The 12,129-nt window shown below is 71.3% G+C and carries 11 protein-coding genes; 4 read left to right on the top strand and 7 right to left on the bottom strand.

What is annotated here, in order from left to right:
* The first annotated feature begins 51 nt into the window (after window positions 1-51).
* On the top strand, window positions 52-816 hold the full coding sequence (locus tag ABH940_RS31860; protein ID WP_370106864.1) for a PH domain-containing protein: 765 nt from the start codon (window positions 52-54) through the stop codon (window positions 814-816).
* Between the two features lie 264 nt (window positions 817-1,080).
* On the opposite strand, the gene ABH940_RS31855 is transcribed toward ABH940_RS31860, so the two are convergent.
* The 4 genes from ABH940_RS31855 to ABH940_RS31840 all read right to left on the bottom strand — a co-directional run bounded on the left by ABH940_RS31855 (window position 1,081) and on the right by ABH940_RS31840 (window position 5,199).
* Complete coding sequence (locus ABH940_RS31855) at window positions 1,081-1,845, bottom strand: tyrosine-protein phosphatase (protein ID WP_370106863.1); 765 nt, start codon at window positions 1,843-1,845, stop codon at window positions 1,081-1,083.
* A 58-nt stretch (window positions 1,846-1,903) separates the two neighbouring features.
* The gene (locus ABH940_RS31850; RefSeq protein ID WP_370070908.1) at window positions 1,904-3,625 is read right to left on the bottom strand and encodes a phospho-sugar mutase; all 1,722 of its coding nucleotides are present in this window, start codon (window positions 3,623-3,625) and stop codon (window positions 1,904-1,906) included.
* 165 nt (window positions 3,626-3,790) lie between these two features.
* Window positions 3,791-4,621, bottom strand: a complete 831-nt coding sequence (locus ABH940_RS31845) for a purine-nucleoside phosphorylase (protein WP_370070906.1) — start codon at window positions 4,619-4,621, stop codon at window positions 3,791-3,793.
* 140 nt (window positions 4,622-4,761) lie between these two features.
* Window positions 4,762-5,199, bottom strand: a complete 438-nt coding sequence (locus ABH940_RS31840) for a gamma-glutamylcyclotransferase (protein WP_370070904.1) — start codon at window positions 5,197-5,199, stop codon at window positions 4,762-4,764.
* A gap of 72 nt (window positions 5,200-5,271) precedes the next feature.
* On the opposite strand from ABH940_RS31840, the gene ABH940_RS31835 reads away from it, so the two are divergent.
* Window positions 5,272-6,723 carry an NAD(P)H-quinone dehydrogenase gene (locus ABH940_RS31835; protein WP_370070902.1) on the top strand — a complete coding sequence of 484 codons (1,452 nt, stop codon included), beginning with the start codon at window positions 5,272-5,274 and terminating at the stop codon, window positions 6,721-6,723.
* A 172-nt stretch (window positions 6,724-6,895) separates the two neighbouring features.
* The gene (locus ABH940_RS31830; RefSeq protein ID WP_236047862.1) at window positions 6,896-7,744 is read left to right on the top strand and encodes a DeoR/GlpR family DNA-binding transcription regulator; all 849 of its coding nucleotides are present in this window, start codon (window positions 6,896-6,898) and stop codon (window positions 7,742-7,744) included.
* Between the two features lie 147 nt (window positions 7,745-7,891).
* Here the strand turns inward: ABH940_RS31830 and ABH940_RS31825 are convergent, their stop codons facing one another.
* Together ABH940_RS31825 and ABH940_RS31820 are read right to left on the bottom strand one after the other, a co-directional pair.
* The gene (locus tag ABH940_RS31825) at window positions 7,892-8,905 is read right to left on the bottom strand and encodes a bile acid:sodium symporter family protein (RefSeq protein ID WP_370106862.1); all 1,014 of its coding nucleotides are present in this window, start codon (window positions 8,903-8,905) and stop codon (window positions 7,892-7,894) included.
* Between the two features lie 37 nt (window positions 8,906-8,942).
* Window positions 8,943-10,718, bottom strand: coding sequence for a biotin carboxylase N-terminal domain-containing protein (locus ABH940_RS31820; RefSeq protein ID WP_370106861.1), 1,776 nt, complete (start codon window positions 10,716-10,718; stop codon window positions 8,943-8,945).
* Window positions 10,719-10,948: 230 nt separating this feature from the next.
* Between ABH940_RS31820 and ABH940_RS31815 the strand changes: the two genes are divergently transcribed.
* Window positions 10,949-11,431 carry a hypothetical protein gene (locus ABH940_RS31815; protein WP_370070895.1) on the top strand — a complete coding sequence of 161 codons (483 nt, stop codon included), beginning with the start codon at window positions 10,949-10,951 and terminating at the stop codon, window positions 11,429-11,431.
* Here the strand turns inward: ABH940_RS31815 and ABH940_RS31810 are convergent.
* Window positions 11,319-12,125: a hypothetical protein gene (locus tag ABH940_RS31810; RefSeq protein WP_370070893.1), complete on the bottom strand. Its 807-nt coding sequence runs from the start codon at window positions 12,123-12,125 to the stop codon at window positions 11,319-11,321. The two genes, ABH940_RS31815 and ABH940_RS31810, sit on opposite strands and share 113 nt — an antisense overlap.
* Window positions 12,126-12,129 lie beyond the last annotated feature (4 nt).

The raw sequence follows: 12,129 nt of genomic DNA, 5'->3' as shown, positions 1-12,129 counted from the left end.
AAACCCCACTGCACGTGGTGTCGGCGCCAACCTGGGGCAGAATCGGTGACCATGAGCGACACCCCGGGCGGCGACAAGCCCACCTCCTCCGGCAGCGACGACGACGTCCCTGTCTACAGCGACAAGGTCTACCGCTCCGTTTCGGGCGTGGCGGGCGGCGTGTTCCTGCTGGCGCTGCTGATCTCGCTGAGCATCGACGCGATGGTGCAGGGCTCCGGCCGCGCCCCGATCACGGCTGCCGCCGTCCTGGTGGCGGCGGTCCCGCTGATCGCCGCGTTCACCCTCTGGCCGCAGGTCCGCTCGGGGGAGAATCGGCTGCTGGTCCGCAACCCGTTCCGGACGATCGACGCCCCGTGGGGCACGGTCGAGTCGCTGACCGCCGCGCTCTCGGTCGAACTGCGCGCGGGCGGACGGAAGTTCGTCGTGTGGGCGCTCCCGGTCTCGATGCGGCAGCGCAAGCGCGCCAACAAGCAGGCGATGCTCGCCGCGGGCGACCGTTCGATCACCGGGGGCGGCGCGTCGCGCCGCGACTCGGGCAGGCTCGGCTTCGGTCTGATGGGCGGAGGGGGCCGCGATTCCCGTGGCGGCGGCTTCGGCCGCCCGGCCGAGGACACCGGCCCGACCCAGGCGTGGGCGGACAAGGCGGTCGTCGAGCTCAACGAGCGCGCCGAGATGTTCCGCGCGGAGCGCGGCGCGGTCGCGGACGAGGGCGCAGCCGCGGTGACGGGTCAGGTGAAGGTGACCTGGACCTGGCCGATCGTCGCTCCGCTGGCGGTGGGGATCATCGCCCTGATCGTCATCCTGGCGACAGGCTGACGCTTTTCGGTACGGGTGACCGGTTCTGGTTGTTGCAGGCCGGGGAAGTTGCAGCACGCTGGGGGCGTGGGGAACTGCGCGAGACACCACCCCGTGCGGATGGCCCTGCGCGTTCGGGGACTTACCGCGTTGGGTGGCTTGTCGCGCAGTTCCCCACGCCCCCAGCGTGCTGCAACTGCCTGTCGGAGCAAGAGTGGTCGGCCCTGCATTGTCGGCAGCGCAGTTCCCCGCGCCCCGGATCGTGCAACTGCCTGTGGGAGCGCGTCAGGGCGTAAGGAGGAACGCCGCTTCCAGCGCGGCCAGTTCCGCGTCCGTCACGCCGTGCGCACGCACGTACGCGCGGGCCTCGCCGTGGCGTTCGCGCATGCGCGCGAAGAACGCGGAGAGGAGGTCGCGGGAGATCGCGCGGCTGCGCCGCTCCACGCCGAACTCGTCGACGTAGAGGACCGGCCCCTGGTCGAGGCCCAGCGCGGAGTTCGAGACGAAATAGTGGTCGAGGATCTCCGCGTCGGAGACGCCCAGCGCGGACTGGAGGGTGGCCACCGTGATGCCCGTGCGGTCCTTGCCGACCGCGCAGTGGAGCAGCGCGGGCAGCGCGCCCGGGCGTGCCAACGCGCTCAGGGACCGGGCGATCGCCGGGCCCGCCGTCTCCGCCATGAACGCGTAGAGGCCTTCGAGGGACTCGCGTCCGGCCTCCGCGTCCCGCTCCTCGTTGTCGCGCTCTGCGGCGATCTCCTCCGCGGTGGCCTCGCGCGGCGGGAAGGTCGGCAGGTGGAGGACGGCGACGTCCGCGCCGAGCGCGCGGTCGGGCCAGACGTCGAGTTCGGGCTGCGAGCGCAGGTCGATCACCGTGCGCAGGCCCAGCTCGGCGAGGTGGCGGGCGCCGTCCTCGGTGATCTCGTGCAGGGAGCCCGAGCGGTAGAGGAGGCCGGACGCCAACTGCGCGCCCGACGTCGTCGGCAGGTCCCCGGCGTCGCGGAAGTTGCGGACGCCGGGGACCGGGATCAGTTCCACACCAGATATCGACACCCCGACAGCATGGCAGAGAGTCCCTGGTGGCTGACCTGGTGGCTGACCTGGCGGGTGATCAGATCCCTGCGGCCGTGGCCAGATCCGACTTCAGGCGGGCCAGCAGCTCCGTCGCGCGCTCGCGTGCCGCACCGAGTTCGGCGCGGGAGGAGACCGGGACGACGACCTCCAGGTAGCACTTGAGCTTCGGCTCGGTGCCGGACGGTCGGACCACGATCCGTGCGCCGCGGACGGCCTCGCCGCTCAGGTGGTAGCGGAGCCCGTCGGTGGGCGGGAGCTTGTCCGAGCCCGCCTCCAGGTCCTCCGCGGAGTCGACGTGGAGGCCCGCCAGTTCGGTCGGCGGGTGCTGACGCAGTCGGGCCATCGCGTCGGCGATCAGGCGCAGGTCGGCGACGCGGACCGAGAGCTGGTCGGTGGCGTGCAGGCCGTGGGTGGCCGCCAGGTCGTCGAGGAGGTCCTGCAGGGTGCGGCCCTGGGACTTGAGCGTGGCGGCCAGTTCGGCCATCAGCAGCGCCGCGCTGACGCCGTCCTTGTCGCGGACGGCCTCCGGGTCGACGCAATAGCCGAGCGCCTCCTCGTAGCCGAAGCGTAGACCGTCCACGCGCGAGAGCCACTTGAAGCCGGTGAGGGTCTCCTCGTAGCCGAGGCCCGCCGCCTCGGCGATCCGGCCGAGCAGCGAGGAGGAGACGATCGTGGTCGCGAAGGTGCCCTTGGCCTGCTTGGACACGAGGTGCGCGGCGAGCAGCGCGCCGACCTCGTCGCCCCGGAGCATCCGCCAGCCGCTGCCGTCGGCCGCGTCCGGGTCGGCGACGGCGACCGCGAGGCGGTCCGCGTCGGGGTCGTTGGCCAGGATCAGGTCCGGCTGGTGCTCGGCCGCGGCGGCGAAGGAGAGGTCCATCGCGCCCGGCTCCTCCGGGTTGGGGAAGGAGACGGTCGGGAACTCCGGGTCCGGGGCGCCCTGCGCGGCGACCACGGTCGGCGCGGGGAAGCCGGCGCGCTCGAACGCGGCCAGCAGCGTGCCGCGGCCGACGCCGTGCATCGGCGTGTAGACGACGGAGAGGTCGCGCGGCGCGTGCGGGTCCACCACGGAGGCGACCCGGGCCAGGTACGGCTCCAGCACGTCGGCCTCGCTGAGCACCTCCCAGCCCTCCACCGCCAGCGGCACCTCGTCCAGCGAGCCGACCTTGGCGATCTCCGCGGCGATGCCCGCGTCGTGTGGGGGCACGATCTGCGAGCCGCCGAAGTCGCCGCCCAGGTACACCTTGTAGCCGTTGTCGCGCGGCGGGTTGTGGCTGGCCGTGACGGCGACGCCGGCCGCCGCGCCGAAGTGGCGGACCGCGAAGGCGAGCACCGGCGTCGGCAGCGGACCCGGCAGCAGCGCGGCCTTGAGTCCCTGGGCGACCATCACAGCGGCGGTGTCGCGGGCGAAGACGTCGGAGTTGTGGCGGGCGTCGTAGCCGACGACGACCAGTCCGGTGGCGGACCGCTGCTTGAGGTACGCGGCCAGGCCCATCGCCGCGCGGATCACCACGGCGCGGTTCATCCGCATCGGTCCGGCGCCCATCTCGCCGCGCAGCCCGGCGGTGCCGAACTGCAGCGTGCCGCTGAAGCGTTCGGACAGGTCGGACCAGGCGGCGGTACACGCCTCGTCCGGACCCCCCTCGGTGGCGGCGAGGAGACCGGCGAGTTCGTCGCGGGTGGCCGGGTCGGGGTCCTCCGCGAGCCAGGTCCGGGCCCGGTGGAGCAGATCGTCGCCGGAGTTGACCTGATGGGCAGTCATCGCGTCACGTCCTCATTGCCTGTTGCCGTTGCGTGGAGTGGAGAATTCGGCCGTACAAAAAGCATGGCACCCGGGGCGGAAACCGTCGGATGCCATGCTGTGCGAGTTGCGGGTGGTCTGCCCGTGGGGGCTGACGGGGCTCGGAACGAGGGCCCGATCGGCGGCTCAGATCCGCTCGAGGACCTTGCCGAGCAGCGCGCCCATCCGGGTGGCCGAGGTGCGACCGGCTTCGAGAACTTCCTCGTGGTTGAGCGGCTCGCCCGTCATGCCCGCGGCCAGGTTGGTGACCAGCGAGAGGCCGAGCACCTCGGCGCCCGCGTCGCGGGCGGCGATCGCCTCCAGCGTCGTCGACATGCCGACCAGGTCGCCGCCGATGGCACGGACCATGGCGATCTCGGCCGGGGTCTCGTACTGCGGGCCGCGGAACTGGACGTAGACGCCCTCCTCCAGGGTGGGGTCGACCTCCTTGCAGAGCGCGCGCAGGCGGGCGGAGTAGAGGTCGGTCAGGTCCACGAAGTTGGCGCCGAGCAGCGGGGACGCGCCGGTCAGGTTGATGTGGTCGCTGATCAGGACGGGCTGACCCGGCTGGAAGCCCTGACGCAGACCGCCGCAGCCGTTGGTCAGCACGACCGTGCGGCACCCGGCGGCGACGGCGGTGCGTACGCCGTGGGCGACGGCGGCGACGCCGTGGCCCTCGTAGTAGTGGGTGCGGCCGAGGAAGACCAGGGCGCGCTTGTCGCCGATCTTGATCGACCGGATCTTGCCGGCGTGCCCGGCGACGGCGGGCGGCGGGAAGCCGGGCAGCTCGGTGATGGGGAACTCGAACTCGGGCTCGCCCAGCTCGTCAGCGGCGGGGACCCAGCCGGAGCCCATCACCAGGGCGACGTCGTGCGCCACCCCACCGGTCAACTCGCGCAGCCGGGAGGCTGCGGCCTTCGCGGCATCGTACGGGTTGACGGGGTTCGTGCCGGCGTCCGGCTGCGGGGAAGCGTTCACGCAAGTGAGGATATCTGTTTTCTCCTACGCGCGTAGAGCACGAAAGGATGACATTTGCGTGGACGTGTCGCGGGTCCTTTTGGAGCTTCCTCCAGATGAGATGCGAGGGACGTTCGCAACGTCCCACCTGCTCATGCGCGTCAGCAGGGGCGCTTGCGGACGTCCATCACGTAGTCGTGGGGCGCGCCCGCGCTCTCCGCCGCGTCGGCGATCAGGCCGAGGTAGCGGGCGCTGGGCAGGCCGCCCTCGTAGTCGTTGAGGATGTACGTCCACGCCGTGACGTCCCCGTCGAGGGTGTGCACGCGCACCCGCAGCTTGCGGTAGAAGCCCAGCGGGACGCCCTCCCAGCGGTCGAGGCCCGGTTCGTCCATGGGGGCGATGTCGTAGAGGGCGACAAAGACCTGCTCCTTCTCGTCCTCCACGACGGTGGCGATCGAGCCTTCCCAGCCGAACTGCTCGCCGCCGAAGGTGAGCCGCCAGCCGTCGAGCCAGCCCGTGCCGCGGAGCGGCGAATGCGGCGCACGGCGGCTCATCTGCCGCGCGTCGAGGTTGCTGGCGTACGCGGCATAGAGCGTCATGCGGCATAGCGTACGTGAGCCTGGCCACGCCGGGTCGAGGCGTGTGTCACTGCCGGATGAATGTGCGGGAGAATGGGGCACGTGACTCGGATTGTGATCATCGGTGGCGGACCTGGCGGCTATGAGGCGGCGCTTGTCGCCTCGCAACTCGGCGCGGAGGTGACCATCGTCGATCGCGACGGCCTCGGCGGGGCCGCCGTGCTGACCGACTGTGTGCCATCCAAGACGCTGATCGCGACTGCCGAGGTGATGACCACCTTCGACAGCTCGTACGAGGAACTCGGCATCGTCGTCCGTGACGACGCCAGCGGCGGGGCTCCGGCGGATCGTTTCATCAGCGTCGACCTCGGCAAGGTCAACCGACGCGTCAAGCGGCTCGCCGTCGCGCAGTCGCACGACATCACCCAGTCCGTCACCCGTGCCGGAGTCACCGTGGTGCGCGGCCACGGCCGTCTGGAGGGCGGCCAGGCGCTGGACGGTTCGCGTGCGGTCATCGTGGACCTGGTCGACGGAGGCAGCCAGGAACTGCGCGCCGACGTCGTGCTCCTCGCCACCGGTACCCACCCGCGCGAGCTGCCGGACGCCCGCCCGGACGGCGAGCGCATCCTGACCTGGACCCAGGTCTACAACCTGGAGGAGCTTCCCGAGGAGCTCATCGTGGTCGGTTCCGGTGTCACCGGCGCCGAGTTCGCCGGCGCGTACCAGGCGCTCGGCTCCAAGGTCACCCTGGTCTCCAGCCGCGACCGCGTGCTGCCGGGTGAGGACCCGGATGCCGCGACCGTGCTGGAGGACGTCTTCCGCCGCCGCGGCATGAACGTGATGAGCCGCTCGCGCGCCGAGTCCGCGCGCCGGGTGGGCGACAAGGTCGAGGTGACCCTCGCCGACGGCCGGGTGATCACCGGCTCGCACTGTCTGATGGCGGTCGGCTCGATCCCCAACTCCGAGGGCCTGGGCCTGGAAGCCGCGAGCGTGAAGACCAGCGACTCCGGCCACATCAAGGTCGACCGGGTCTCCCGTACCTCCGCTCCCGGCGTCTACGCGGCCGGTGACGTGACCGGCGTGCTGCCGCTGGCGTCCGTCGCGGCGATGCAGGGCCGGATCGCGATGTACCACGCGCTCGGCGACGCGGTCGCGCCGCTGAACCTGAAGACCGTCTCCTCCAACGTCTTCACCGACCCCGAGATCGCCACCGTCGGTTACAGCGCGGCGGACGTGGAGTGCGGGAAGATGGACGCCGTCTGCGTGAAGCTGCCGCTGCGCAGCAACCCGCGCGCCAAGATGCAGGGCATCCGCGACGGTTTCGTGAAGCTGTTCTGCCGTCCCGGCACCGGCATCGTGGTCGGCGGCGCGGTGGTCGCGCCGCGCGCGAGCGAGCTGATCCACCCGATTTCGTTGGCCGTCGACCTCAACCTGACGGTGGAGCAGGTCGCCAACGCGTTCACGGTCTACCCGTCGGTCTCCGGCTCCATCGCCGAGGCCGCGCGCCAGCTGCACGTCCGGAAGCGGAGCGGGCAGCACAACTGACGGCGCGTGAGGGGAGCGCGGACCCGCAGCGGAGCGGCGCACAGTGTAGAGGTGTGCGCCGCTCCGCTGCGGGCGTTTTGAGCAAGTAGGCGCAATCGCCTGAAAGCTAACGGTCGTGCACGTTACCGTCTGTTTCGTGTTCGCAGCAGAACGTCGTCAGTTGATCCTCGAAATGGTGCGCGCAAACGGAGCGGTGTCGCTCCGGGAGCTCGCCCGCGTCGTCCAGACCTCAGAGGTGACCGTACGCCGAGACGTACGCGCCTTGGAGGCCGAGGGCCTGCTCGACCGCCGGCACGGGGGCGCGGTGCTCCCCGGCGGATTCTCCCGAGAGCCCGGATACCCGCAGAAGACGCATCTCGCCGCCGCCGAGAAGAGCGCCATCGCCGACCTCGCCGCGACCATGGTCGCCGAGGGCGACGCCATCGTCGTCGGCGCCGGCACGACCACCCAGGAGCTGGCCCGTCGCCTCGCCCGGGTCCCCGGTCTGACCGTCGTCACCAACTCGCTCCTGGTCGCCCAGGCGCTCGCCCATGCCAACCGCGTCGAGGTGGTGATGACGGGCGGGACGCTGCGCGGGTCCAACTACGCCTTGGTAGGCAGCGGCGCGGAGCAGTCCCTGCAGGGGCTGCGGGTCGCCCGTGCGTTCATCTCCGGCAGCGGGCTGAGCGCGGAGCGGGGTCTGTCGACCACCAACATGCTGTCGGCGTCCGTGGACCGGGCGCTGGTCAACGCGGCGGCGGAGGTGGTGGTCCTGGCGGACCACGGCAAGCTCGGCAACGACACCATGTTCCAGACGGTGCCGAGCGAGGCGATCACGCATCTGGTCACCGACGAGCAGGCCACGCTGGGTGAGCCGGCGGCCCGCGAGCTGGACGCTCTCGCGGACTGCGGTGTCCAGGTCCACGTCGCGCCGATGGCTCCGCCGAGCACCTACCCCACCCCGCAGGACGCTCCGCGCAGGCCGGCCAGCTTTCCCGGCCAGCGGCGCGCGCCCGTGCCGGTAGCCTCCGGCAGGCGGTGAGGTTCCTTTGGGCAAGAGGGGAGTTGCACTGTCTGGGGGCGCGGGGAACTGCGCGACGAGCCACCCCGGGTGGTAGGCCGCCGAACGTGCAGGGCCATCCGCACAGGGTGGTTGCTCGCGCAGTTCCCCGCGCCCCTGATAGTGCAACTAGCTGTTGTCCGGCTTCCTCAACGCCATGCGCCGGGCGATCACCGTACAGGCCATCAACTGCACCTGGTGGAACAGCATCAGCGGCAGCACCATCACGCTCACCGACGACGCCGGGAACAGCACCGCCGCCATCGGCAGCCCACTCGCCAGGCTCTTCTTGCTGCCGCAGAAGATGAGCACGATCCGGTCCGCGCGGGCGAAGCCCAGCCGCTTGCCGGCCACCGAGGTGACGCCCAGGACCGCGAAGAGGACGGCCAGGCAGACGCCGAGCAGCAGCGCCAGCCTGATCACGGAGAGGCTGCTCCAGACGCCGCTGACCATGCCCTCGCTGAACGCGCTGTAGACGACCAGCAGGATCGAGCCCCGGTCGACCAGCGTCAACGCGGGCTTGTGACGGGATATCCACGCCGCGATCCAGCGGCGTGAGAACTGGCCCAGCAGGAACGGCAACAGCAGCTGCAACAGCAGGTCGACCGCCGAGCCCGCGTCGATCCGTGCGCTGCCGCCGAGGACGATCGCGGCCAGCAGCGGCGTCAGCACGATGCCGATCAGGCTGCTGAACGACGCCGCACAGACCGCCGCTGCGACGTTGCCGCCCGCGATCGAGGTGAAGGCTATGGACGACTGGGCCGTCGACGGCAGCAGCGTCAGGAAGAGCACGCCCTTGGCCAGGGACGCGCCCAGGACCGGCGTGGTGAGCCACTGCGCCGCGAGGCCCAGCAGCGGGAAGAGGGCGAAGGTCGACAGCAGGATGGTCAGGTGCAGTCGCCACTGCTTGGCCCCGTCCAGTGCGGCCTTCGGGGAGAGGCGCGCGCCGTAGAGGAAGAACAGCAGGCCGATCGCGACCTCGGTCGCGTCTGAGACGGCGTGTGCCGCCTGTCCGCGCGCGGGGAGGAGCGCGGCGAGGCCGACGGTGGCCAGGATGGCCATCAGATACGGATCGACGCCCACCCGGCCCAGCGTGTTGCGCAGGGCCGTGATGGACGTCGTCCGGTCGTTCAGGTCATTCATACGTGCGGGTCGTGCCGTGATCCGGGGATCGCGGACGTCAGTCCTTGATCTCGCAGATGGCGGCGCCGGAGGTGACGGTGGCGCCGACCTCGGCGGTGATGCCGACGACGGTTCCGGACTTGTGGGCGTTGAGGGGCTGTTCCATCTTCATGGCCTCGAGGACGACGACGAGGTCGCCCTCGGCGACGGTCTGGCCCTCCTCGACGGCGACCTTGACGATGGTGCCCTGCATCGGGGAGGCGAGGGTGTCGCCGGAGACGGCGGAGCCGCCCTTGCCCGCGACCGCGCGGCGCTTGGCCTTGCCGCCCGCGGCTTTCGCGGCCGGGCCGGAGGAGACGCCGAGCCCGGCGGGGAGGGAGACCTCGATGCGCTTGCCGCCGACCTCGACCACGACGGTCTCGCGGCCGCCGTCCTCGTCGCTCTCACCCGCGCCCGCACCGGCGAACGGCGGGATGGTGTTGTCGAACTCGGTCTCGATCCAGCGGGTGAAGACCTGGAACGGGGCGTCGCTGCCGCCCAGCTCGGGTGCGAACGCCGGGTCGGCGACCACCGCGCGGTGGAACGGGATGGCGGTGGCCATGCCCTCGACCTGGAACTCGGCCAGGGCGCGGGCGGCGCGTTGCAGGGCCTGCTTGCGGGTGGCGCCGGTGACGATCAGCTTGGCCAGCAGGGAGTCCCAGGCCGGGCCGATCACGGAGCCGGTCTCCACGCCGGAGTCCAGGCGGACGCCGGGGCCGGACGGCGGGGCGAACAGCGTCACCGTGCCGGGGGCCGGGAGGAAGCCTCGGCCCGGGTCCTCGCCGTTGATGCGGAACTCGAAGGAGTGACCGCGCAGCTCGGGGTCGTCGTAGCCGAGTTCCTCGCCGTCGGCGATGCGGAACATCTCGCGGACCAGGTCGATGCCGGTGACCTCTTCGGAGACCGGGTGCTCGACCTGGAGGCGGGTGTTGACCTCGAGGAAGGAGATGGTGCCGTCGTTGGCGACCAGGAACTCGCAGGTTCCGGCGCCGACGTAGCCGGCCTCCTTGAGGATCGCCTTCGAGGCGGCGTAGAGCTGGGTGTTCTGCTCGGCGGTGAGGAACGGCGCGGGGGCCTCCTCGACGAGCTTCTGGTGCCGGCGCTGCAGGGAGCAGTCGCGGGTGGAGACGACCACGACGTTGCCGTGGGTGTCGGCCAGGCACTGGGTCTCGACGTGGCGCGGCTTGTCGAGGTAGCGCTCGACGAAGCACTCGCCGCGGCCGAACGCGGCCACGGCCTCACGCACGGCGGACTCGTACAGCTCGGGGACCTCTTCGAGGTTGCGGGCGACCTTGAGGCCGCGTCCGCCACCGCCGAAGGCGGCCTTGATCGCGATCGGCAGGCCGTGCTCCCGGGCGAACGCCACGACCTCGTCCGGGCCGGTGACCGGGTCCGGGGTGCCGGCCACCAGCGGCGCGCCGGCGCGCTGGGCGACGTGGCGGGCGGTGACCTTGTCACCGAGGTCGCGGATGGCCTGCGGCGGCGGGCCGATCCAGATCAGGCCCGCGTCCAGGACGGCCTGGGCGAACTCGGCGTTCTCCGACAGGAAGCCGTAGCCGGGGTGGACGGCGTCCGCGCCGGCGTCGGCTGCGGCCTTGAGGACCTTGGCGATGTCGAGATAGCTGGTTGCCGGCGTGTCGCCACCGAGGGCGTAGGCCTCGTCGGCCGCGCGGACGTGCAGCGCGTCCCGGTCCGGCTCGGCGTAGACGGCGACGCTGGCGATTCCGGCGTCCCGGCAGGCACGGGCGACGCGGACGGCGATTTCTCCGCGGTTGGCGATGAGCACCTTGCGCACAGTCAGTGGCTCCCTTCTAGAACCCAGGAGAGTCTAGGGAACTTCCTGGTGTACCCACGAGTCCGGCCCGGTGGTGAGCTTGCCCACACGCACGGTGAGCGCCGCTTTGTCCACGGTACGCCGCTTGTCTCGAGCGGACGTTGTGCGGATGTCGTGCCCCTGCGCAGCGCCTGGAATCGGACTCGGTCAACGGTCTTCCGCCGGTGACTACTGCTCAGTAAGGTGCGGGGATGCGGAGATGGACAGCTGTCGCGACGTTGGTTCTGCTCGTCCTGGAGGCGGGCGTCTCGGCCGTGGTCGCCCTGGTCGTCGGCAAGGCGGCCGACTACCAGCACATGAGTCTCGGCGGGGTGCCCACGTCGGCCATGGCCTCCAGCGCCTATGTCGGATTCGGGCTGATCGCGCTGTTCCTGCTGCTGGTCGCGGCGCTGCTGCTGCGTGTCGCGCTCCGTGACGTCGCGCCGACGAAGGTCGAGAGGATCGTCCTGATCCTTGCCGCCGTCCTGCACGGCCTGTTGGCCGCGGTGCTGCTCGCCCTGAGCGGCGTGTGGGTGTTCGTGCCGCTCGCGGTCACGTTGACGCTGCTGGTGCTGATCCTCTTCATTCCGTCGGACGGGCCGCGGCAGCCTTCTGCGCGGGAGCCGTCGCCGACGCTGCCTCCGTCGCTTCCGCCGCAGGGCGGGCCTTCCGCTCCTGCAGCACCTGCCGCGTGACGTCTCCGACGGACTCGATCACGTCGGACCCGTAGTTGTCCGGCTGCAGCACCCGAAACAGCAGCGCGAAGGTGCCGTCGACGCCGTGGCGGTGATTCAACTGCCGGTAGTTGTTGCGGAGATGGCGTACGCCCGCGAGGTTCGAGACCGCTGTCTGGCCGCAGACCAGGAAGGTCGGCTGCTGCTGCTCGCCCACCGCGATCCGGGCCAGCAGCACGTAGTCGACGACGCCCGGCTCGCGCACGTAGGAGTGGTCGCCGATCTCGAAGACGTTGCCCTGGCTGCCCTCCCACTCCGGGAGGTGGACGAAGCCCGGCAGCTTCAGCCGCAGGTGCGCGGCGGTGCGCTCGTTGGCCAGCGGCCCGCCGATGCAGAACTCGGCGCGGTCGCCGATCCCCTGGCGGATCTGGTTGGCGGGCTTCACCGCGTAGCGGGCGCCGCACTCGTAGACGAGGGCGGAGAGCTCCATCAGCGCGTAGACGTCGTTCTGGGCGACGATCCGGTCGCTGTCGGTGGTGCCGACCTTCCTCGGCACCACCAGCAACGCCTCACCGCCGGGCCGCAGCCCGAAGAACTCCCGCTTGTGGTCCAGGCGCCGACGTCGCAGCAAAGCCTGCACCACCCACGCGAGCGCCGCGCTGAAGGCGCTGGAGACCACGCCCAGCACGATGTTCCATATGTCGCCGCTGCTCATGCCC

The organism is Streptacidiphilus sp. BW17 (genome assembly GCF_041262485.1).
Taxonomy (GTDB): Bacteria; Actinomycetota; Actinomycetes; order Streptomycetales; family Streptomycetaceae; genus Streptacidiphilus.
This window is presented reverse-complemented; position numbering and strand designations above follow the sequence as displayed.